Source organism: Geomonas diazotrophica, from assembly GCF_019063885.1.
GTDB lineage: Bacteria > Desulfobacterota > Desulfuromonadia > Geobacterales > Geobacteraceae > Geomonas > Geomonas diazotrophica.
In genome coordinates, this window is sequence record NZ_CP077684.1 from 925,331 (window position 1) to 947,429 (window position 22,099).

General features: G+C 62.5%; 17 protein-coding genes and 1 tRNA gene. 15 read left to right on the forward strand and 3 right to left on the reverse strand.

What is annotated here, in order from left to right:
• Positions 1 to 2: 2 nt before the first annotated feature.
• The 5 genes from ispH to KP003_RS04045 all read left to right on the forward strand — a co-directional run bounded on the left by ispH (position 3) and on the right by KP003_RS04045 (position 3,797).
• Positions 3 to 854, forward strand: a complete 852-nt coding sequence (gene ispH, locus KP003_RS04025; RefSeq protein WP_216498499.1) for a 4-hydroxy-3-methylbut-2-enyl diphosphate reductase — start codon at positions 3 to 5, stop codon at positions 852 to 854.
• Between the two features lie 68 nt (positions 855 to 922).
• Positions 923 to 2,677, forward strand: coding sequence for a 30S ribosomal protein S1 (locus tag KP003_RS04030; RefSeq protein ID WP_216498498.1), 1,755 nt, complete (start codon positions 923 to 925; stop codon positions 2,675 to 2,677).
• Between the two features lie 53 nt (positions 2,678 to 2,730).
• Positions 2,731 to 3,012: an integration host factor subunit beta gene (locus KP003_RS04035; RefSeq protein ID WP_216498497.1), complete on the forward strand. Its 282-nt coding sequence runs from the start codon at positions 2,731 to 2,733 to the stop codon at positions 3,010 to 3,012.
• Between the two features lie 23 nt (positions 3,013 to 3,035).
• Positions 3,036 to 3,122 (forward strand) — tRNA-Leu (locus KP003_RS04040).
• 75 nt (positions 3,123 to 3,197) lie between these two features.
• On the forward strand, positions 3,198 to 3,797 hold the full coding sequence (locus KP003_RS04045) for a DUF3109 family protein (protein WP_216790657.1): 600 nt from the start codon (positions 3,198 to 3,200) through the stop codon (positions 3,795 to 3,797).
• Positions 3,798 to 4,020: 223 nt separating this feature from the next.
• Here the strand turns inward: KP003_RS04045 and KP003_RS04050 are convergent, their stop codons facing one another.
• A complete protein-coding gene (locus tag KP003_RS04050; RefSeq protein ID WP_216498495.1) occupies positions 4,021 to 4,443 on the reverse strand; it encodes a pyridoxamine 5'-phosphate oxidase family protein in 423 nt (140 codons plus the stop codon).
• Positions 4,444 to 4,667: 224 nt separating this feature from the next.
• On the opposite strand from KP003_RS04050, the gene KP003_RS04055 reads away from it, so the two are divergent.
• Both KP003_RS04055 and KP003_RS04060 read left to right on the forward strand, forming a co-directional pair.
• Entirely contained in the window at positions 4,668 to 5,027 is a 360-nt protein-coding gene (locus KP003_RS04055) for a VanZ family protein (protein WP_216790658.1), read from the forward strand.
• A 16-nt stretch (positions 5,028 to 5,043) separates the two neighbouring features.
• On the forward strand, positions 5,044 to 5,217 hold the full coding sequence (locus tag KP003_RS04060; RefSeq protein WP_216498493.1) for a hypothetical protein: 174 nt from the start codon (positions 5,044 to 5,046) through the stop codon (positions 5,215 to 5,217).
• Positions 5,218 to 5,308: 91 nt separating this feature from the next.
• On the opposite strand, the gene KP003_RS04065 is transcribed toward KP003_RS04060, so the two are convergent.
• On the reverse strand, positions 5,309 to 5,749 hold the full coding sequence (locus KP003_RS04065; protein ID WP_216498492.1) for a BON domain-containing protein: 441 nt from the start codon (positions 5,747 to 5,749) through the stop codon (positions 5,309 to 5,311).
• Positions 5,750 to 5,969: 220 nt separating this feature from the next.
• Between KP003_RS04065 and fusA the strand changes: the two genes are divergently transcribed.
• On the forward strand, positions 5,970 to 8,042 hold the full coding sequence (gene fusA / locus KP003_RS04070; RefSeq protein WP_437178064.1) for an elongation factor G: 2,073 nt from the start codon (positions 5,970 to 5,972) through the stop codon (positions 8,040 to 8,042).
• 8 nt (positions 8,043 to 8,050) lie between these two features.
• Here the strand turns inward: fusA and KP003_RS04075 are convergent, their stop codons facing one another.
• Positions 8,051 to 10,855, reverse strand: a complete 2,805-nt coding sequence (locus KP003_RS04075; protein WP_239027609.1) for a hybrid sensor histidine kinase/response regulator — start codon at positions 10,853 to 10,855, stop codon at positions 8,051 to 8,053.
• Positions 10,856 to 11,168: 313 nt separating this feature from the next.
• On the opposite strand from KP003_RS04075, the gene KP003_RS04080 reads away from it, so the two are divergent.
• The 7 genes from KP003_RS04080 to KP003_RS04110 all read left to right on the forward strand — a co-directional run bounded on the left by KP003_RS04080 (position 11,169) and on the right by KP003_RS04110 (position 21,948).
• Positions 11,169 to 11,354, forward strand: a complete 186-nt coding sequence (locus KP003_RS04080; protein ID WP_217300387.1) for a hypothetical protein — start codon at positions 11,169 to 11,171, stop codon at positions 11,352 to 11,354.
• Between the two features lie 85 nt (positions 11,355 to 11,439).
• Positions 11,440 to 12,396, forward strand: coding sequence for a YbgA family protein (locus KP003_RS04085; RefSeq protein ID WP_217300388.1), 957 nt, complete (start codon positions 11,440 to 11,442; stop codon positions 12,394 to 12,396).
• A 94-nt stretch (positions 12,397 to 12,490) separates the two neighbouring features.
• The gene (locus tag KP003_RS04090; RefSeq protein WP_217300389.1) at positions 12,491 to 14,512 is read left to right on the forward strand and encodes a heterodisulfide reductase-related iron-sulfur binding cluster; all 2,022 of its coding nucleotides are present in this window, start codon (positions 12,491 to 12,493) and stop codon (positions 14,510 to 14,512) included.
• Positions 14,513 to 14,635: 123 nt separating this feature from the next.
• A complete protein-coding gene (locus KP003_RS04095) occupies positions 14,636 to 16,447 on the forward strand; it encodes a transporter substrate-binding domain-containing protein (RefSeq protein WP_217300390.1) in 1,812 nt (603 codons plus the stop codon).
• Complete coding sequence (locus KP003_RS04100) at positions 16,444 to 17,850, forward strand: sigma-54-dependent transcriptional regulator (protein ID WP_216498485.1); 1,407 nt, start codon at positions 16,444 to 16,446, stop codon at positions 17,848 to 17,850. The genes KP003_RS04095 and KP003_RS04100 overlap by 4 nt, the downstream gene beginning before the upstream one ends.
• 399 nt (positions 17,851 to 18,249) lie before the next feature.
• The gene (locus tag KP003_RS04105) at positions 18,250 to 19,563 is read left to right on the forward strand and encodes a dicarboxylate/amino acid:cation symporter (RefSeq protein WP_216790667.1); all 1,314 of its coding nucleotides are present in this window, start codon (positions 18,250 to 18,252) and stop codon (positions 19,561 to 19,563) included.
• Positions 19,564 to 19,698: 135 nt separating this feature from the next.
• Positions 19,699 to 21,948, forward strand: a complete 2,250-nt coding sequence (locus tag KP003_RS04110; RefSeq protein ID WP_216498483.1) for an NADP-dependent malic enzyme — start codon at positions 19,699 to 19,701, stop codon at positions 21,946 to 21,948.
• Positions 21,949 to 22,099 lie beyond the last annotated feature (151 nt).

Below are 22,099 nucleotides of genomic sequence, written 5' to 3' on the forward strand. Positions count from 1 at the left end.
CTATGGAAGTGATACTGGCCAAACACGCAGGTTTTTGCTTCGGCGTCAAAAGGGCCACCCATCTGGCTTTCGACGCGGCCGACAAGGGGGGGGACACCTACACCCTTGGGCCCATCATCCACTCGCCGCAGGTGGTGCAGCGGCTCGAAGAGATGGGGGTGAAGTCGGTCGAAGACGTGGGGGAGATCAAAAACGGCAGTACCGTGATCATCCGCTCCCATGGCGTCGCCGCCGAGGAACTCGAAGCCGCGGTGCGCGCCGATCTCGCCATAGTCGACGCCACGTGCCCCTTCGTGAAGAAGGCGCAGGAACACGTGGCGACGCTCTCCAGGGAAGGGTACGACGTGGTCGTGGTGGGGGACGCCGTGCATCCCGAGGTGCAGGGGATCGTTTCCTACGCCACTGGCCGGGTCTACGTGGTCAGCTCCGGCAAGGACGTGGAGAGGCTGCCGCGCATGGCCAAGATGGGTGTGGTGGCTCAGACCACCCAGTCCTTCGAGCACCTGAACGAGGTTGTCACCGCCTGTCTGGCCCGCGGCGGCGAGACCCGGGTCTACAACACCATCTGCGACGCGACGGCGGTGCGCCAGGAAGAGACGAAGAAGCTGGCCGGCGAGGTGGATTGCATGATCGTGATCGGCGGCTTCAACAGCGCCAACACCAGGCGCCTGGCGCAGATCTGCCGCGAGCTTTTGCCGCGCACCCACCACATCGAGACCGCCGGCCAGATCGACCCGGCCTGGTTCGAAGGTGTGCAGCGGGTCGGGGTTACGGCGGGGGCCTCGACGCCGAAGTGGTTGATCGACGAGGTGACGGAAAGAATTTCGGCTATCGACAAAGATAAAATAGGTTGATATTTTTGGTCGATGTGCTAAATTAGCTCGATTTTATATGGAGATTACACGAGGGGGTAACGGTTTCAATGGGTGAAGAAAAACGTACGTTCAAGAAAAAAGATATGCCGATTAGGCGGTTACACGATAATGACGAGGAGCTGGACCAGGCAGAAATGGGTGGCGAGTTCGCCGACCTTTTCCAGGACAGTCTGAGGCAGCCGCAGAGCGGCGAAGTCGTCAAGGCGGTCGTGGTTCAGATCGAGCAGGACGTGGTGCTGGTTGATGTCGGCTACAAGTCCGAAGGCGCCATCCGCATCGCCGAGTTCATCGACGAGAACGGCGAGCTGACCGTCAAAGTCGGTGACGAAGTCAACGTCTACTTCGAGCGCGGCGAAAACATCCGCGGCCACATGGTCCTTTCCAAGAAGAAGGCCGATTCTCAGGTTGCCTGGGAAGCCATCGCCGCTGCCGGCGAAGGCGGCGTCATCGAAGGCAAGATCACCGGCAAGGTGAAAGGCGGCATGACCGTCGACGTCGGCGTCGAGGCGTTCCTCCCGGCTTCGCAGGTTGACCTGCGTCCCGGCGGCAACATGGACCGCTTTGTCGGCCAGACCTACCAGTTCCGCATCCTCAAGCTGAACAGGAAGCGCGGCAACCTGGTGCTGTCCCGCCGCGTGCTGCTCGAGGAGGAGCGCGACAAGGCAAGGACCGAGACCCTGGCAACCCTGAAGGAAGGCGACATCGCCAACGGCGTAGTGAAGAACATCGCCGAGTACGGCGCATTCGTCGACCTGGGCGGCGTGGACGGCCTGCTGCACGTCACCGACATGTCCTGGGGCCGCCTTGGTCACCCGTCCGAGATGGTCAAGGTGGGCGACACCCTGAAGGTGATGGTGCTCAAGTACGACCGCGAGAAAGGGAAGATTTCCCTGGGCCTCAAGCAGACCGTGCCCGATCCGTGGCTCAACGTGGCCGAGCGCTACCAGGAAGGCGAGCGCGTGCGCGGCAAAGTGGTGAGCCTCACCGACTACGGCGCATTCATCTCCCTCGAGGACGGCATCGAAGGCCTGGTGCACGTCTCCGAGATGTCCTGGACCCGTCGCGTGCGTCATCCGTCCGAAATCCTCAAGGTAGGTGAGGAAGTCGAGGCGGTGATCCTGGGTGTGGATCCGGGCAACCGCAGGATCTCCCTTGGTCTCAAGCAGACCGAGGTGAACCCCTGGACCGTGATCGGCGAGCGTTACCCGGTCGGCACCAAGATCGAAGGGCAGATCAAGAACATCACCGACTTCGGTGTCTTCATCGGCATCGAGGACGGCATCGACGGCCTGGTCCACGTCTCCGACATCTCCTGGACCCGTCGCGTCAAGCATCCGGGCGAGCTGTTCAGCAAGGGGCAGACCGTGCAGGCCGTGGTTCTCAACATCGACGTCGAGAACGAGCGTCTCTCCCTGGGCATCAAGCAGCTGGTTCCGGATCCGTGGGAAGAGATCCCCAGGAAGTACAAGCCGGGCTCCAAGGTCAAGGGCAAGGTGACCTCCGTGACCGACTTCGGCATCTTCGTCGAGATCGAGGAAGGCATCGAGGGGCTGATCCATGTTTCCGAGATCTCCTACGAGAAGGTGGCTTCCCCGAAAGACTTCGCCAACGTGGGCGACGAGCTCGAGGCAGTTGTGCTGAACGTGGATATGGTCGAGAAGAAGATCGCCCTTTCCATCAAGGCGCTGCAGACCGCAATGGAGAAAGCCGAGATGGCTTCCTACATGGGTAGCCAGGGCGAGGCAACCTCCAGCTTCGGCGATCTCCTCAAGGAGAAGCTGAAGAAGAGCACTGAAGAATAGACCAGTCACTTCGCCGACTGAATAATCTTATAGTTTAGTATTTGAGGTGTTAAATGACTAAGAGCGAACTGATCGACAAACTGGTGGAAGTACGCGGTGCTCTGACCCGCAAGGACTCCGAAGCTGTGGTCTCCATGGTGTTCGACGCCATGAGCGAGGCTCTGACCGCCGGTGACAAGGTGGAGATCCGCGGATTCGGCAGCTTCACTATCCGTGACCGCGAGCCGCGCGAGGCGAGGAACCCGAAGAGCGGTGAGATCGTCAGCATCCCGAGCAAGAAGACCCCGTTCTTCAAGACCGGGAAGGACCTGCGGGAGCGCGTGAACAACATCTAGCAGGTTGACACCGACGAGAATCGGCCCGGATGGCGGAATTGGTAGACGCAACGGACTTAAAATCCGTCGGCCTCACAGCCGTGCCGGTTCGACCCCGGCTCCGGGCACCACGGTAAACCAAAAAGAAGGGCTATGCTCACCGCATAGCCCTTTTTCCTTTCAAACCTATGAAAAGTGAAGTGTCGATGCGTGTCAAAGGGTGCGATCCGGCGGGATGCCAGGGGCTTTGTTGCTACGACGGCGTCTACCTGCTGGCGGGGGAAGATGAGCTGATACGGGCCGTGGTACGAAAATACCCGGATCATTTTAAGGATCTGCCCGCCGATTACCTCGTCGACGGCGCGTGGCCGGATGGCACCAAGGGGGTTAAGAGCGCGACCAGGCCCTTTACTTTCACAACTGCAGATTTTCCCCGCCACTTTAACAACACCAAGTGTGTTTTCGCTACCAGCGACGAGAGGTGCATGTTGCAGTCCCTTGCCGTGGAACTCGGCGTCCACAAATGGACCTTCAAGCCGACCGCGTGCTGGCTCTTCCCCTTGACCATCAAGGACGGGGAACTGGCTCCTCCACCCCTGCCGGGCGAGCCAGATCCGGACTACGTCGATGACTCCTATCCCGGCTACGTCACCTTCGTGCCGTGCGGCAAGCTCGCTCCCGGTGGTACCCCTTGGGACGAAGCATTCGCCGGCGAGATCGCTTTTTTCGATACCGTCGACCAACTCCCCCTCTGGGCCAACCGCGGACTCTCCCTGGAGGAGATTATCGAACGGGCAAAGATCTAGCCCGCTGATATCCCACCAACCCCTCGCACGCCCAGCCATCGGTTCCCTCCTGAGAACATGCGAGAGCGGGAACACGGCTTCCGGGTCAGGGGGATAGCCGCGCCGTTGCGGGACCGTGGTCGCAGATGCTGGCTTTTATTCCGAAGCAGCGATGAGCGGATATTAGAAAGGCGTCCTCCTAGTGTGGGAGGACGCCTTTTTTGTGGCCGGGAAGAATCGCATGTTAGAGCTGGATGAACTCCTTCGGCTCGGTATTGGTCGCCATGGTCCATACCGTAGCGGTACCCTTCTTAAGCACGTACACCGCCAGTTGCTCGTAGCCCACCTTGTCGATCCACGGCTTCAGGAAATCCCGCTTGCTAACGATCTCCTTTTTAAGCTCCAGGTCCTCGAGCGCCTCGACCGTTCCGGCAATCCGGACCTGGATCAGGTTCTCGAAGATGCCGTTGCTGAAACAAAGCTCGACCTTGGGGTTCTTGGTCAACTGGCGGTACAGATCCTTGATCTTGCCGGTGTTGAAGACGATGCCGTTCTCGTCGGCCCGGTACAGCAGCATACCGCGCACGTGAGGGGTGTCCCCGTCCACTGTGGCCATATGAAAGATAGGATTCGAGTTCACGAATTCAAGGATCTCTTTTCTGTTCATATATACTCCTTCCAAGCCTGGTAAGTCGCTGTCGGTTGCGACAAGGGATATTATACAACAATGGCGGATGCTGCAAGGGTAGCGTATGTCGATTGGTGCTGCCTAATAAAAAAATGAGATGCGGGTGGTTATTAACCGGCAATCCGGTAGAATGTTGCCCTGTAGCGGCTTTCCTGTAGGCATAGTGCAATCGTTCGCAGCACGAGTTACAGGAGGTTTCAGCGATGAAAGCAGCCGTCGTTCTTCTCACCCTACTGTTAGCCCTGCCTGCTTACGCCCTCGACAAGGACAAGATCTCCCACTTCGGCGGCGGCGCCATCTTGGGCTTGGCATCGGACACGGTCTTGTATCACGCTACGGACCTGGAACGGCCAAAGCGGATGATAGCTGCCACGGGGCTTGCCATGATCCCGGGCTTCGCTATCGAAGTGGCAGACGAGTTTACAGGAACACACTTCAGTTGGTATGATCTTCTAGCAGACGGCCTGGGCTCGGCGACCGGCATGTTGGCGGGTGAACTCATCAACGGTCGGCTGTGGGTGAAGGCTTCGGCGCGCCAGGTGCAGTTGACCGGGCGTTGGTGATGTCGAGGTGGGAAACATGAAGGAAGAACGCGATACAGATCCCGCGGAACGCTGGGTTGCCACCTTCACCTGGGAAGACAGGCTCATCGCACGGTTTTTCCCCAGGTTCTTTAAGCGCTATGCGCCGGAGGAGGTTCAGCGCCAGTGGGAGCTCCTCCTGGCACGCAAGCAGGAGCGTCGCAACCGCTAGGATATGCCGGCTGCCCCGGCCACGGCAAAGGCCAGGCTCCCCTGGCAGCCTGGCCTTTGCGATACGCTTTCGTTACGCGTCTTTTACTCCGTTATTTCTGCTCTTTCTGCTCCTTCTTTTCCTTCTTTTCTGTCTTATCCTTGGGGGGCGCAACCTCCAGTTCGTTGCTCACCTTCCCCTTGCCGACCACGGCTACAGCCGCCTTTTCCACCGCCTTCTTCTCGTCTTCGCTCTTGACCGGGCCTTTCAGGATGACGCGCCCGTCCTTGGTTATTATCTTTACGTTGTGAGCCGTGATGGACAGCGACTTGTCCTTGACCACCGTGCGCCGGATCTCCCGGGTGATCTCCCGGTCGGTCTTGTTCTCCTTCTGCTGGTCGGCGGTCGCCCCCTTGTTCTCTTCCCTGTTCTTCCTGGTGTTATCGGCCTTGGTGGTGTCGTTCTTGTCCTGGGCGGCCTGCAGCACATGCGGTGCGCCCAAGGCGATGGCGGTTGACAGTGTGGCGGCGAGTAGAAGATTGAGTGTTTTCATCGTGGTAACTTCCTCCTTTGGTTTGTGTTATTGGGGATTGCTCTTTTTTGATTGGTAAAAATTAATGTAAAGCGTGCAGGATGTCAACCCATCGCGCATGCAAAGTAACAGAGAGGGAACGGCAATACCTGGGATTCCCTTTTTGACTTCTGCAGAATGTCGGATATTATTAGACTTTTCCGGCCACAGTTCGATGATCACGATGCAAAGGAGAACGACGATTCCATCCCCCGACGTTTCTCACATCCGAAATATTGGCATCATCTCTCATATCGATGCGGGGAAGACTACAGTCACCGAGCGTATCCTCTTCTACAGCGGTGAAACGCACAAGATGGGGGAAGTGCACGACGGCCAGGCGGTCATGGACTGGATGCCTCAGGAGCAGGAGCGGGGCATAACCATCACCGCAAGCGCCACCTCCTGCCGCTGGGGAGAGCACCGGCTCAACCTCATTGACACCCCGGGGCATATCGACTTCACCATCGAGGTGGAGCGGAGCGTCCGGGTGTTGGACGGAGCGGTGGCCATCTTCAGCGCGGTCGAAGGGGTACAGCCCCAGAGCGAGCTGGTATGGCGCCAGGCGGATCGCTATCGCGTACCCCGGATCTGCCTCATCAACAAGATGGACCGTCTGGGAGCGGACCACGGTCACGTGCTGCAGCACATGGCGGAGCGATTGGGGGCACGGGCCGTTTTGCTGCAGCTCCCCATGGGAACGGAGGCTGCTTTTTCCGGAGTAATAGACCTGGTCGGCGAGGAGGCGCTCACGTTCTCCGAGCAGGATCTGGGACGGACGGTGCTCCGTGCACCGGTGCCGCCCGAGTATGCGGACTCGGTACTGAAGGCGCGCCTGCAGTTGACGGAGGTGGCCGCAGACTTTGACGACCAGGTGATGGCGGACTTCCTGGAGGGGCGCAAGGTGGCGGCGAAAGATCTGCACCGGGCACTGCGCAGGGGGACGCTCTCCTGCGAGATCTTCCCGGTGCTGCTGGGGTCGGCCTTGCGCAACAAGGGGGTGCAGCCGGTCCTCGACGCGGTCTGTCTCTACCTGCCGTCCCCGACGGACCTCCCGGCCATGGTGGGGAGGCATCCCGGCAACGGTGAGGCCGAGGTTTTCAGGTGCGATCCCGACCAGCCCCTGCGCGCACTGGCATTCAAGGTCATGGCCGAGGAGGGTAGGCGCCTCACCTACCTGCGCGTCTACTCCGGAAGGGTGAAGACGGGGGCCACCCTGCTGAACGCAAGCCGCGGCGGCAACGAGCGCATCAGGCACCTGTTCCGGATGCACGCACACCGGAGGGAGGAGGTCGCCGAGGCGCTGGCGGGGGACATCGTGGCGGTGACCGGCTGCCAATCGACCCTGACCGGCGACACCCTTTGCGATCCAGGTCACCCCCTGCTCCTGGAAGGGGTGAGCGTGCCCGAGCCGGTGGTTTCACTGGCCGTGGAGGCGAAGGGGGTGGAGGACCGGGCGCACCTCCTCGGGACGCTCGAATTTTTCCAGTGGGAGGACCCGACCTTCCGGGTGCACGAGGATAAGGAGACCGGACAGACCATCCTGACCGGAATGGGGGAGCTGCACCTGGAGATCATCATCGACCGCCTGCGTCGCGAGTACGGCGTGCAGGTGAAGACGGGGCGCCCGAGGGTGGTGTACCGCGAGACGCTGCGGCGCGAGGTGTCCAGACGCGAGTTGTTCCAGGCCATGGCGGACAAGCACCCTGAACCCGCCGAGCTTTTGCTGCGCCTGGTTCCGCTCCCCCGGGGGGGCGGGGTGAGGACCGTGCTTCCGGCCCCGGCGGCGCCCATCACCCCCGAGCTCCTGGCGGCCGTGCAGGAGAGCCTGCTCGATGCGTGCCGCGGCGGCTGCCTGACCGGGTATGCCCTGACCGACCTGGAGGTGCGGGTAGAGGAGCTCCCGGTTGAGCCGGGTGCGCCGGCCCCTTCCGAACTCGCGCTGCGCGGGGCGGCCCAGCGTGGCGTGGTGCTGGCGGCACGCGAGGGCGCCCCCATGCTGCTGGAGCCGATCATGAAACTGGAGCTGGAAACGCCGACGGAGCACCTGGGGAAGGTGCTTGGGGGGCTGCAGCAGAAAAGGGGGCGGGTGGAGGGGCTGGACCGGCGCGGGGAGCTCGAGCTGGTGAAGGCCACCGTTCCCCTGGCGGAGATGTTCGGCTACATGACCGAGCTGCGCAGCGCCACCAAGGGGCGGGGCAGCTACACCATGGAGTTCCAGGGATTCGAAGAGGCTCCGGCGGAGGTGCAGGAGCGCTTCGGGCTGCTCCGGTAGGCCAACGCTCAGCGTTTCGGAACCCTGCGCCGGGTGTCGCAGCGCTTCATCACCTCGGAGAGCGCCTGCATGCTGTACGGTTTTTGAATGAAGGCGAGGTAGCCGGCGCCTGCAAGCTTCCGGGTCACCTCCTGCTCGCTGTAGCCGCTGGAGATGATCACCTTCACCTCGGGGTCGAACTTCCGCAGCTCCTGGTAGGTCTGTTCCCCGTCCATCTGCGGCATGGTCAGATCGAGGACCACGAAGCGCACGTCCCCGCGCTCACGGTACAGTTCCACGGCCCTGCTGCCGCTGAGCGCGGTCACCACCTGGTAGCCCAACTGCTCCAGCATGGAAGCCCCCACGCTGCAGATGAACTCCTCGTCGTCCACCAAAAGCACGGTCCCGCTCCCCTGCCAGCTTTCCTCCGGCGGCGGCTGACCTGCCTGGTCCTGGATGGGGAGGTCGCTGGCGGGAAGGATCACGGTGAAGGTGGTCCCCTTGCCCGGCTTGCTCTCCACCTTGATGGCGCCCCTGTGCCCCCTGATGATCCCGAGCACAGCCGACATCCCCAGGCCGCGGCCGGTGAACTTGGTGGTGAAGAACGGGTCGAAGATGCGCGACAGCGTCCCGTCGTCCATGCCGCAGCCGTCGTCCTCCACCTGCAGGAACATGAAATCCCCTTCCTTTATCTCCTTTTCGGACCACGCCCCTTTCAGGTACTGCTCGTCGAAGTGGCGAAAGCCGCTACGGATGGTGATGGTCCCCCCTCGGTCGCCGATCGCCTCGGAGGCGTTGATCACCAGGTTCATCACGATCTGGCGCAACTGGGTGGAGTCCGCCTGCACCGGAGGGAGCTCCTGCGCCAGTTCCATTACCAGCCGGCACTTCTTCGAAACCGAGACCTCCAGCAGGTGGACCATCTCGGTCAAGAGGCTGTTCAGGCTGACCGGCTCGACCACGAACATCCCCTTGCCGGAGTAGGCGAGCATCTGCTTGGCGAGGTCGGCCGCCCTGACCGCCCCCTTCTCTATGTTCTGCAGGTTTTCCACCGCCGGCGAGCCGGGGTCGATACGCATCAGTCCCAGGCTGGAGTTGCCGAGGATCCCGGTGAGGATGTTGTTGAAGTCGTGGGCGATCCCCCCAGCCAGGATCCCCAGGCTCTCCAGCTTCTGGGCGTGCAGCAGCTGCTGCTCAAGCCTCAGGCGTTCCTCCTCGTGGATCCGGCGCTCGAGTTCCGCCGCGGCCCGGCCGCTCACCATCTGCAGGATCTCTTCCGCCAGCTCCCGGTTCAAAAGCGGTTTGTGGCCGATGGTTGCGATCAGCCCGATGGGGACCCCCGTTGAGCCCCAGAGCACCACGCCCAGGTAGCTCTCGGCGTTTAAGTCCTGCAGCACCTGGTCGTTGGGGAACAGCTGGCGTACCCCCTCGCGGTAGCAGCAGATGTTGCGTCCCACAACCTCGCCGCAGGGCGTGTCCTTGAGCGTGTAACGGACGTTCTCCTCGAAGCTGCCGTTGTAGTAGACCGCCACCGTGCGGGCCCAGAGGTTTCCCTCCTCGAGTTGGTCGATGCAGATGAAGTCCATGTCCAGGGTGCCGGCCAGGTAGCGGGCCAGGCGGTGGAAGAACTGCTCGTCAGGGGTGGCGGTCGCGTTGGACTGTGCCAGGAAGGCGAGGCACTCTTCGGTCCGCTTCCTCTTGGTGATCACCTCAAACACGATGACGAAGCACCCCGGCTCGGGGCTGTAAACCGACACGGAGAGCCACTCGCTTATGGCGTTGACGTAACACTCCATCTGCTCCGGCTTCCCGCTCAGGGCCACGCGCCGGAAGGCGGCCAGCAGCTCGGGGTCCGACTCCCACACTCCGGGCAGGATCTCGCTCATCCGCTTTCCCCCCACCGCACGAAGCCCGGTGAGCCGCTCGAAGCTCTGGTTTACCTCAAGGAATACGAAATCCAGAGGCCGCGAGGAGTCCAGGATCATCCTGCAGTAGGCGAAGCCGTTCAGCATGTTGTCGAACAGGGAACGGTAGCGTTCTTCGCTTTTTTTCAGGCTCTCCTCGGCATGCTTGCTCCTGGTGATGTCCATGCCGGTCGCCTGGAACTCCACCACCTGTCCGGTGTCGTCCACGATGGCGCTATTGTTCCACTTCTGCCATACCAGGCGGCCGTCGGGGAGCCACGCCCGTACCTCCAGCGACTGCCCCTGGTTTTCCTCGGTCATGGTCTCGACGCCGCGGATCAAGGCCTCTCGGTCCTGCAGGAAGAAGAAGACATAGAAGTTCTGCCCCAGCAGTTCCTCCTGCTCCTTCTGCAGGTATCGACAATAGGTGTCGTTGGCGAAGGTAAGCATGCCGCCGCGCCGGTAGCGGACCACGAACTCCCCCTGGGTCTGCACCATGGCCCGGTAGCGGGATTCGCTCTCGTGAAGCGCCCTTTCCGCCTCCTTGTTTTCCCTCAAGACGACGCAGACGTGGGAGGGGACGGCTTCGTCCTGAGCCCTGAGCGGCATGACGTCGATGCAGACCGGCACGGGGCTCCCCCTGCGGCGGTTGTGGATGGAAAGGTTGACGTCGCGCGCGGCCTTGCCAAGGCGCAGGGCGGCGGTGGCGGGATGCTGGTCGGGCGGAAGAGGGGCGCCCTGCGATGTGCACAGGTGCCATTGGGGGTGCTCGGGGCTGTGCTGCAGGAACAGGTCCCGCTCCATCCCGAAAATCTCAAGGGCCGCCGCGTTCACCGCAAGCGGGGTGCCGTCCGAGCGTTGGATGAACATTCCCACAGGCAGTTCGTCGAACAGCACACGGCATTGCTCCAGCGAGTCGAACATCGGCATGTCTCCGCTTTTCGTTTAGCCGGTAAGGATGGAGAAGACCACAGATAGGGTTATATCAGATAGCGCAGAGAGTTCAATTGAGCGAGACTCTACCTGCCAAGTGAAAGTGTGAAACACTTGATAGCGGCATGACCGCGGTCGACACTGCCTGCTGTCAATGTCTCGGCACTCCGTGACGGTATTCTGGATGGTTGTCGTATTTGTTGCACCGCTTTGTCATGGGCACCAGCGATAAATCGGCATCTTATGACTTTGGTTGGATTATTGCAATGAGGTGCAGGTTTGCAGATACTGTCTAAAAAGGAGCAAACTCGTGTTCTTGATCCTCAGATCCACACCCGACCGCAGGGAGAACCGCCCGCCCAAGCAGCGGCCTCTGCTGGACCGCAACGCCCACCTCGTTCCCCGGCACGACCTGAGGATGTCGCTGCCTTCCCGGCAGGTGCGGATCTTCGTCGGCGAAGGGCTTTTCTGCCAGCAGGAAGCGCCGCTACTCTGAAAACCCGGCCCTTTGCGCTGGCGCAGGGGCGGGTTTTCTGCCACAATGTCTACCGCCCCGCAAAGGGGTACTGGGGAGGTATTCCATGTCCGGATCCGGCGCGCCCATCAGGATTGGCGTCAGCTCCTGCCTTTTGGGTGAGAAGGTACGCTACGACGGCGGCCACAAGCACGACCCCTACCTCACGGAGGTCTTGGGGAGGTTCTTCAGCTTCGTGCCGGTCTGCCCCGAGGTTGAGTGCGGCATGAGCATCCCGCGCGAGGCGATGCGCCTGGAGGGGGACCCGGACCAGCCGCGGCTCATGACCCACAGGACGCGCGTCGACAAGACCGAACAGATGCTCAGCTTCTGCCGTGACAAGGTGGAGCAGCTCGCGGGCGAGGATCTCTGCGGCTTCGTCTTCAAGAAGGGTTCCCCGTCCTCGGGGCTGTTCCGGGTCAAGGTGTACCGGGAGGGGATGCCCCCCGCAAGCGGCAGCGGCCTCTTCGCCGCGGCGGTGGCGCGGCGCTTCCCGCAGCTTCCCTTGGAGGAGGAGGGGAGGCTGAACGATCCGGTGCTCCGGGAAAACTTCATCGAGCGGGTCTTCGCTTTCCGGCGCTGGAAGGATTTCCTGGCCCATGAACCCGACCTCGGCAAGCTGGTCCGGTTCCATACCTGCCAGAAGCTGCTGGTCATGTCACACAGCACCCAGCTCTACCGCGAGCTCGGGGCACTGGTCGCCAAAGGGAAGGAGCTCCCGTTCCCGGAACTGCTGGAGCGTTACCAGGGGCTCTACATGAAGGCACTGGAACTGCACGCGACGGTGAAGAAGCAGACCAACGTGCTGATGCACATCATGGGGTACTTCAAGAAGGAGCTCACCACCGAGGAGAAGCAGGAGCTCGTGCAGCTGATCGGCCAGTACCACGACGGGCTGGTGCCGCTGGTGGTGCCCATGACTCTCCTCAGGCACTACATCGCCAAGTACCGGCAGCAGTACCTGCAGCAGCAGGTGTACCTTTCCCCCCACCCGGCGGAGCTGATGCTGCGCAACCACGCCTGATCGACCCGCCGAAACACCCCCCATTAGTTTTTCTCTATCCTGGAGCGCCCGCTTCGGCTATAGTTTGCCAATTCCGCAACTGCAGAGGTGCCGTATGGAAGCGACACGCGAGATCTACTGGAATGTCAACCATGGTCTTATTTGGGTCATGTACCTGTTCGCCTTCCTGGCCCTGGGAGGGTGCGCCTGGGGGTTCCGGTCGCGCTTGCCGCTCTACCGGCAGGGCAAGCCCCTGGACCGGTTGGACCGGCTTTCGCTGCGCATGAAGCTCATGGCGCGCGGCGCCCTTACCCAGGCCAAGGTGCTCCGGGTTCCCGTGCCGGGGACGCTGCATGCCTTCTTCTTCTGGGGCTTTCTGCTGCTCTTCATCGGCACCCTGCTCATCATGCTGCAGGCGGACTTCACCGCTCCGCTTTTGGCCATAACCTTCCTGAAGGGGACCTTCTACAAGGCATACTCTCTGGTCCTCGACCTCGCCGGCATCATCGCGATCCTGATGCTCGGGGGGCTGTTCGTGCGCCGCTTCCTGGTCAGGCCCCCGGCGCTCCCCACCAAGAGGGACGACTACCTGGCGCATGCGCTCCTCTTCACCATCCTCGTTACCGGGTTCGTGGTGGAGTCGCTGCGGATGGCCGCCACCGAGGTGACGGTGAACCCGGAACTGGCCCGGTTCTCGCCCGGTGGGCTGCTGCTGGCTCCCCTGTTCTCCGGGATGGACCTCGGCAGCATCTCGGTCGCGCACAAGGCCCTCTGGTGGGTTCACTTCTTCCTCGCCATGGGCTTCATCGTCGCCATTCCCTTCACCAAGTTGAGGCACCTGTTCACCGATCCGGCCAACTATCTGTTCACCGACCTGCGCCCCAAGGGTGCCATCGCCACCATCGACCTCGAGGACGAGAGCGCGGAGCAGTTCGGCGCCGCCAAGGCGACCGACCTCGCCTGGAAGGACATCTACGACGCCGACGCCTGTACCTTGTGCAAGCGCTGCCAGGACCGCTGCCCGGCCTGGAACACCGAAAAGCCGCTCTCACCCATGAGGGTGGTGCAGCAGGTGGGGGAGATGGCGCTCAACGACCCGCAGGGGGATCTCTGCCGCTACGTCACCGAGGAGGTGCTCTGGGACTGCACCACCTGCCGCGCCTGCCAGGAGATCTGCCCGGTGGACATCGAGCACGTCAACAAGATCCTCGAGATGCGCCGAAACCTCGCCCTCATGGAGGGGAGCTTCCCGGGAGACGAGGTGCGGACCGCGATGGGCAACTACGAGGTGAACGGCAACCCGTTTGGCCTCGCCTGGGCCGAGCGCGGCGCCTGGGCCGAGGGGCTCGACGTGGTCACCCTGGAGAGCGGTGAGCCCTTCGACGTGATGTACTTCGTGGGTTGTTACGCCTCCTTCGACCGCAGGAACAAGGAGGTGGCCAAGGCGTTCGCGAAGATCTGCTCAGCGGCCGGGATCAGGCTCGGCATTCTGGGTAAGGAGGAAAAGTGCTGCGGGGAGCCGCCGCGGAAACTGGGGAACGAGTACCTGTACCAGACCATGGCGCAGGAGAACATCGAAAGGATCAAGGGGTACGGGGTGCGGGAGATCGTCACCACCTGCCCGCACTGCTTCAACGCGCTGGCGCGCGACTACCGCGACCTCGGCCTGGAGATCCCGGTGCGCCACTACACCTCGTTGCTGGCGGAGCTCCTGGAGCAGGGGCGCCTGAAGCTGGACCCCGGCGAGGGCTTCGACTGCACCTACCACGACTCCTGCTACATCGGCCGTTACGCCGACATCTTCGAGCCGCCGCGCGAGATCCTGGAACGGATGGGCGGGAACATCGCCGAGATGGACCGAAACCGCAGGGAGAGCTTCTGCTGCGGCGGGGGAGGGGGGCGCATCCTGGCTGAGGAGAAGGTCGGCACCCGCATCAGCACCGCCCGGGTGCAGATGGCCGGAGCGACCCGCGCGCCGATGCTGGTCTCCAACTGCCCGTTCTGCCTCACCATGTTTGAGGACGGCATCAAGACTGGCGGACTGGAGGGAAACCTCGCGGCGCGCGACCTGGCCGAACTGGTGGCGGCGCGGCTTTCGGGGAGCGGCCCCGGAGGTGCCTGTCCCCTTGCCTCGTAGCTCGGGACATTTTTCTCATGAGCTTCATTGACTTGTGCGCTTCAGGCGTGCGATAGTGTGATGGGCCTTCCCGCTGCCGTCCGGCGGCGGGGGAGGCCGCACCCCAGCTTTAAGGATGGAGCAGTGGTCCACCACGCCTTGACAGGCAAAAAGCAGCGCTTCGGCAAAAGTTTTCGGCCCCGCTTCCCCCAGCTCCGCTCCGGCATCACCCTGCTCGCCCTCTTCCTGCTGCTGGTCCCGCTGTGTCTTGCCGCCTTCGCCGAGTTCATCCCCGATCCCGCGCACCAGGCTCCCGCGACCGTCGTGGTGGGGGGGGACCGCGCCTATCCCCCCTATGAGTTCATCGACAGGGACGGCAACCCCGCCGGCTACAACGTCGACCTGACCCGCGCCATCGCCGAAGTGATGGGGATGAAGGTCCGCTTTGTCTTCGGCAACTGGTCCGAGATGCGCGCCGGGCTGCAAAACGGCAGCATCGACATCCTGCAAGGGCTCTCCTATTCAGCGCAGCGCCTGAACTCGGTCGAATTCTCGCCGCCGCACACCATCGTGCACCACGCCATCTTCGCCCGGCGCGACGCCAAACCGGTCAAGAGCCTGGAGGAGCTGCGCGGCAGGAAGGTGCTGGTCTTCCAGGCCGGCATCATGCACGAGCGCCTGAAGCAGATGGGGTTCGAAAAGGACCTGGTGCTCACCCCCACGCCCGCCGAGGCGCTCAGGCTGCTCGCCTCGGGGCAGGGTGACTACGCGGTGGTGGCGCAACTTCCCGGGATCTACCTGATCCGCGAACTGCGCCTCACCAACCTGGTTCCGGTCGCGAAGGCCGTGGTGAGCGAGCAGTACTGCTACGCGGTCGAGCGCGGCGACAAGGAGCTCCTGGCCCGCTTCAACGAGGGGCTCGCCATCGTCATCAAGACCGGCCAGTACGCCCAGATCTACAACCGCTGGCTCGGGGTGAACGATCCACCCAGGGTGACCCGCGAACTGGCCCTCAGGTATGGGGCGATGGTCCTGGTTCCCCTGCTGATCATCCTGGCGGTGACGGTGCTCTGGTCCAAGACCCTGCACAAGCGGGTGGCGGAGCGGACCACGGCGCTGGCCCAGGAGGTGGCCGAGCGCAACAAGGCCCTGGAGGAGTTGAAGCGCCACCAGGACAAGCTGATCCAGGCCGACAAGATGACCTCGCTGGGGACCCTGGTCTCCGGCGTCGCGCACGAGATCAACAACCCCAACGGCCTGCTCCTTCTCGATATCCCGGTGCTGAAGCGGGTGCATGACGACGCGGAGGAGATCCTGGAGGCGCATTACTGCGAGCAGGGGGACTTCATGCTCGGCGGGGTCCCCTACTCGGAGATGCGCGACGAGATCCCGCGCATCCTGGACGAGATGCAGGACGGCGCCCAGCGCATCAAGCGTATCGTCAACGACCTGAAGGACTTCGCCCGCAAGGACATGGGGCAGAAATCGCTCATCGACCTGGATGCGGTGGCGAGGACCGCGCTGCGCCTGGTGGACCCGACCATCCGCTCCTCCACCGACCACTTCCAGGCCGTCTTCCACGGGTCGCTGCCGCAGATTTCGGGCAACGGCCAGCGCATCGAGCAGGTCATCGTCAACCTGGTGCTGAACGCCTGCCAGGCACTCCCCAACCGCGAGTGCGGGGTGTTTCTCGGCACCAGCTACGACGCGGAGCGCGGCCAGGTCCTGCTCCAGGTCACCGACCAGGGGGTGGGGGTGGCGCAGGAGCACCTTCCCTACCTGCTCGATCCCTTCTTCACCACCAAGAGGGAGAGCGGCGGCACCGGCCTCGGGCTCTCCGTCTCCGCGGGGATCGTCAAGGAGCACGGCGGGGCCCTGCAGTTCCAGTCCAACCCGGGGGCGGGCACCACGGTGACCCTCTCTTTTCCCGTCCCCGACAGGAGTCCGTCGACATGAAAAAGACCCTTTTCCCCGCCTTTGGCATCCTTCTGGTGGACGACGAGCCGGCCTGGCTCAAGTCGTTCGCGCTCACCCTGAAGAGCTGCGCCGGGATCAACAACATCGTCACCTGCCAGGAGAGCCGGGAGGTGATGGGGCTCCTCGACCAGGGGGGGATCGGGCTGGTGCTTTTGGACCTCACCATGCCGCAGCCCTGCGGTGAAACGCTGTTGCAGCAGATCGGGGAGAGCCACCCGGGCATCATGACCATCATCGTGAGCGGCATGAACCAGCTGGAGACGGCGGTGCGCTGCATGAAGCTGGGTGCCTTCGACTACATCGTCAAGACCGACGAGGAGGACCGCCTGGTGAGCGGGGTGCTGCGCGCCGTCCGGATCCTCGAACTGCAGCAGGAGTTCCGCACCATGTCGGACCGGATGCTGTCGCGGGAGCTGAAGCACCCCGAGGCCTTCGTGGACATCGTCACCTGCGACCCCCGCATGCACGACCTGTTCAACTACGTGGAGGCGGTTTCCCCCAGCCACCAGCCGCTTTTGATCACCGGTGAGAGCGGGGTGGGGAAGGAACTGGTGGCCCGCGCGGTGCACACCCTGAGCGGCTGCTCCGGGCCGCTGGTCGCCGTCAACGTGGCCGGGCTCGACGACACGGTCTTCGCTGACACGCTGTTCGGCCACGTGCGCGGCGCCTACACCGGCGCCGACCAGGCCCGCCCCGGCATGATCGAGCAGGCCGGCAACGGCACGCTGTTTCTGGACGAGATAGGGGACCTGAGCATCGCTTCCCAGGTGAAGCTGTTGCGCCTGCTCCAGGAGGGGGAGTACTTCCCGCTGGGCGGCGACCGCCCCAAGAGGATGAACGCGCGCATCGTGGTGGCGACCCACCGCGACCTGGCCGCCAGGGAGGCGGCGGGGGAGTTCCGTCGCGACCTCTATTACCGTCTCTGCACCCACCGCATCAGCATTCCGCCGTTAAGGGAGAGGGTTGGGGACATCCCGCTGCTGCTCGATTACTTCCTGAACGAGGCGGCCAAGTCGCTGGGGAAGAAGAAGCCCACCCCCCCAAAGGAGCTGGCCCAGGTGCTTGCCACCTACAGCTTCCCCGGCAACGTCCGCGAGCTGCGCGGCATGGTCTACAACGCGGTCAGCCTGCACAAGGATCGCATCCTTTCCATGGAGAGTTTCCTCAAGGCGATCGGGCAGAGCCGCGACACGGCCAACCCGCCGCTCCAGAGTCAAAACCCGTTTGCGACTTTCGAGCGCCTCCCCACCTTCGTCGAGGCTGCCGAGCTGCTGGTGGAGGAGGCCATCAGCCGCTCCAACGGTGTGCAGGCCATTGCGGCGCGGCTTTTGGGCATCTCCGCACCCGCGCTCAACAAGCGTCTCAAGATGTCGCGCAAGTAGGCTACGCGGCGGAGAGCCACCTTCCTCTCCGCCGCGGCCGCCGCGACTTTTTTTTTCTCCACCCGCCCCGAAATACACTTTGTCCGCGCCTCATCCCCCGCTGCAGCACCAATGGTCTTAACCTAGGTTAACTCCTTAACCATGGTTAAGCGCCTGCATCTTCCCGAAACGTAGACACTTCCCCGATTGCAACAACAAAGGTATTCACTTTGGTTAATACCTTTTTGGGCCACTTTCGTTCGTAAAACATTATTTTCCGATGTAAAATCGACGACTTGCATCCGTATACGGCCTCTTGGTACCGCTCTTGCTGATATGGAGTGTCAAACAGTGTTATCGGCTAACGCCTTTGTCGGATCTATAATCCAGGTTCACGAGAGCCAATCAAAAGGAGAGACCATGAAAACGAAGAAGTTCTACCAGGTTCTGTACTTCCAGGTGCTGCTGGCGATATCCATCGGTGTCGCGCTTGGCTACTACCTGCCTGACACCGGAGCGGCCATGAAGCCTTTGGGCGACGGCTTCATCAAGATGATCAAGATGATCATCACCCCGGTTATCTTCTGTACCGTGGTAACCGGCATCGCCGGCATGGACGATATGAAGAAGGTGGGACGCGTGGGAGGCAAGGCGCTGCTCTACTTCGAAGTGGTCTCGACCGTGGCGCTCGGCATCGGCCTTTTGGTGATCAACGTGATCCAGCCCGGTGTGGGCATGAATGCCGACGTCACCAAGCTGGATACGAAAGGACTCGCCACCTACACCGCTACCGCGGCCAAGTCGCACAGCTTCGCCGATTTCGCCCTGAGCATCATCCCCAACAGCGTGGTCGACGCCTTCGCCAAGGGGGAGATCCTCCAGGTGCTCTTCTTCGCCATCTTCTTCGGCCTGGCCCTCGCCGCGCTCGGCGAGAAGGGAAAGCCGATCTACAAGTTCATCGATGACGTCTCCCACGCACTGTTCGGGGTGGTCAACCTGATCATGAAGTTCGCCCCCATCGGTGCGTTCGGGGCCATGGCCTTCACCATCGGCAAGTTCGGCCTGGGCTCGCTGGCGAAACTGGGGATGCTGATGGGTAGCTTCTACCTCACCTGCCTCTTGTTCATCTTCGTGGTGCTCGGCACCATCGGCAAGATCTGCGGCTTCAACATCTTCAAGTTCATCTCCTACATCAAGGAAGAGCTCCTGATCGTACTGGGGACCTCCTCCTCCGAATCGGCGCTGCCGCGCATGATGGCGAAGCTCGAGAACCTCGGCTGCACCAAGTCCGTCGTCGGCCTGGTCATCCCGACCGGCTACTCCTTCAACCTGGACGGCACCTCCATTTACCTGACCATGGCCGCCATCTTCGTGGCGCAAGCCACCAACACCCCGCTCACCATGACCCAGACCCTGACCATCCTGGGCGTGCTGATGCTCACCTCCAAGGGTGCCGCAGGCGTCACCGGCAGCGGCTTCGTGACGCTGGCCGCGACCTTCGCCGCCATCCCGACCATCCCGGTGGCGGGACTGGCCCTGATCCTTGGGATCGACCGCTTCATGTCCGAGGCGCGCGCCCTCACCAACCTGGTGGGCAACGGTGTCGCCACCGTGGTGGTATCCCGCTGGGAGAACGAGCTCGACATGGAGCGTATGTCCCGCGTGCTGAACCACCAGGAGATCGAGGAGGAGCCCGAGATGGGGCTCTTGGAGCCGGAGCCGGAAGAGGCATAGCGTTTTCACGGGGGCGGCCGGGCCGCCCCCTTCATTTCGCCCCGAGAGGGGCTTCTCGAGAGAGGGCTAGCACCATTGTTGCTGCTGCCCTCTTTTTTTGAACCAAAAAATGGCTGAACGAGGAGGAATGCATAGATGAGTAAGAAACTGGGAGCCCTCGACTACCACTCAAACGGCAGGAAAGGGAAGATCGAAGTCGTCGCCACCAAACCGTGCCAGACCGCGGCAGACCTGTCGCTTGCCTACTCTCCGGGGGTCGCCGAGCCCTGCCTCGCCATCCAGCAGAACCCGGATGACGCCTACAAGTACACCGCCAAGGGGAACCTGGTGGCCGTCGTTTCCAACGGCACCGCGGTCCTTGGCCTGGGCAACCTGGGGGCGCTGGCCGGCAAGCCGGTCATGGAGGGGAAAGGGATCCTCTTCAAGCGCTTCGCCGACATCGACGTCTTCGACATCGAGCTCAACACCGAGAACCCGGACGAGATCATCAAGGCCTGCCAGCTCCTGGAGCCGACCTTCGGCGGCATCAACCTCGAGGACATCAAGGCCCCCGAGTGCTTCTACATCGAGGAAGAGCTCAAAAAGACCATGAACATCCCGGTCTTCCACGACGACCAGCACGGCACCGCCATCATCTCTTCGGCGGCCCTTTTGAACGCGCTGCAGCTTACCGGCAAGAAGATCGGGGACATCAGGATCGTGGTGAACGGCGCCGGCGCCTCGGCCAACTCCTGCGCGAAGCTCGCCATCGCCCTGGGTGTCAAGCCGAACAACATGATCATGTGCGACACCAAGGGGGTCATCTACAAGGGAAGAGTCGAGGGGATGAACCCTTACAAGGAGCTCTTCGCCGCCGACACACCGTTTCGCACCCTGGAGGAGGCAGCCAACGGCGCCGACGTCCTCTTCGGCCTCTCGGTGAAAGGGGCCTTCACGACGGAGATGATCCGGAGCATGGCGCCCAACCCGATCATCTTCGCCATGGCCAACCCCGACCCGGAGATCACCCCGGAGGAGGCGCACGCGGTGCGCGGCGACGTGATCATCGCCACCGGCCGTTCCGACTATCCGAACCAGGTGAACAACGTGCTCGGCTTCCCCTTCATCTTCCGCGGCGCGCTGGACGTGCGGGCCACCGCGATCAACGAGGAGATGAAGCTTGCCGCGGTGCACGCGCTGGCGCGGCTCGCCCAGGAGGAGGTACCCGACTCGGTCTCCAAGGCCTACGGCAACGAGAAGTTCTCCTTCGGGCCGAACTACATCATCCCCAAGCCGTTCGACCCGCGGGTCCTGTTGCACGTGGCGCCGGCCATCGCCCAGGCCGCCATGGACACCGGCGTGGCACGCCAGCCCATCGAGGACATGGCGAAGTACATCGAGCAGTTGGAGTGTTCGCAGGGGCGCTCCAAGGAGATCATGCGCATGGTCATCAACAAGGCGAAGAGCGACCCCAAGAAGGTGGTCTTCCCCGAGGGTGACAACGAGAAGATCCTGCGCGCGACCCAGATCCTGGTCGAGGAGGGTATCGCCCAGCCGATTCTGGTGGGTGACCGCAAGAAGATCCAGCAGAAGATGGACGATCTGAACCTCGACCTGGAGGTCCCCATCGTCGACCCGACCGAGTCGGAGTTCACCGAGGAGTACGCCGAGGAACTCTACCGGCTGCGGCAGAGGAAGGGTATCACCAGTTCCGAGAGTAGCCGCATCATGCGCAGAAAATCGAGGACCCACTTCGGCACCATGATGGTGCACAAGGGGCACGCGGACGCGCTTTTGGGAGGTATCGACACCCACTACCCGGAGACGATCCGCCCGGCCCTCGAGGTGCTCGGCAAGCAGGCCGGGCTTTCCAGCGTGCACGGCCTGTACATGATGGTGTTCAAGAAGGGGGTCTACTTCCTGGCCGATACCACGGTGACCATCGATCCGACCGCGGAGGAGCTGGCCGAGACCGCCATCCTCGCCGCGGAGAAGGTCGCCATGCTCGACATCGAGCCGAGGATCGCCATGCTCTCCTTCTCCAACTTCGGTTCGGTGGACCATCCGCAGGCCAACAAGGTGAAGCGCGCAGCGGAACTGGTCAAGGAGCGTGCGCCGCACCTGGTCGTGGAGGGTGAGATGCAGGCGGACACCGCCGTGGTTCCCGAGCTTCTGGACGGCTTCACCTTCTCGAAGCTTAAGACCCCGGCCAACGTGCTGATCTTCCCGGACCTCAACTCAGGCAACATCTGCTACAAGCTCTTGCGCCGCCTGGGCGGCGCCGAGTCCATCGGCCCCATCCTCATGGGGATGAATAAGCCGGTGCACGTGCTGCAGCGCGGTGACGATGTGAACGACATCGTGAACATGGCCGCCATCGCCGTGGTGGACGCCCAGAATCCCTAGCCGCGGGACCGCGTGTCCCGGTCCCCCATTCCTCCCGTTCAGGCGAGGAGTGGGGGATTTTTTTGTGTCGGGACCATGAGATGTTTACGCTGTGTTTTATTTTCGCGCGTGAACGTTTGTCCCCTTGGTTGGTGGTGAATATCGCTGTATT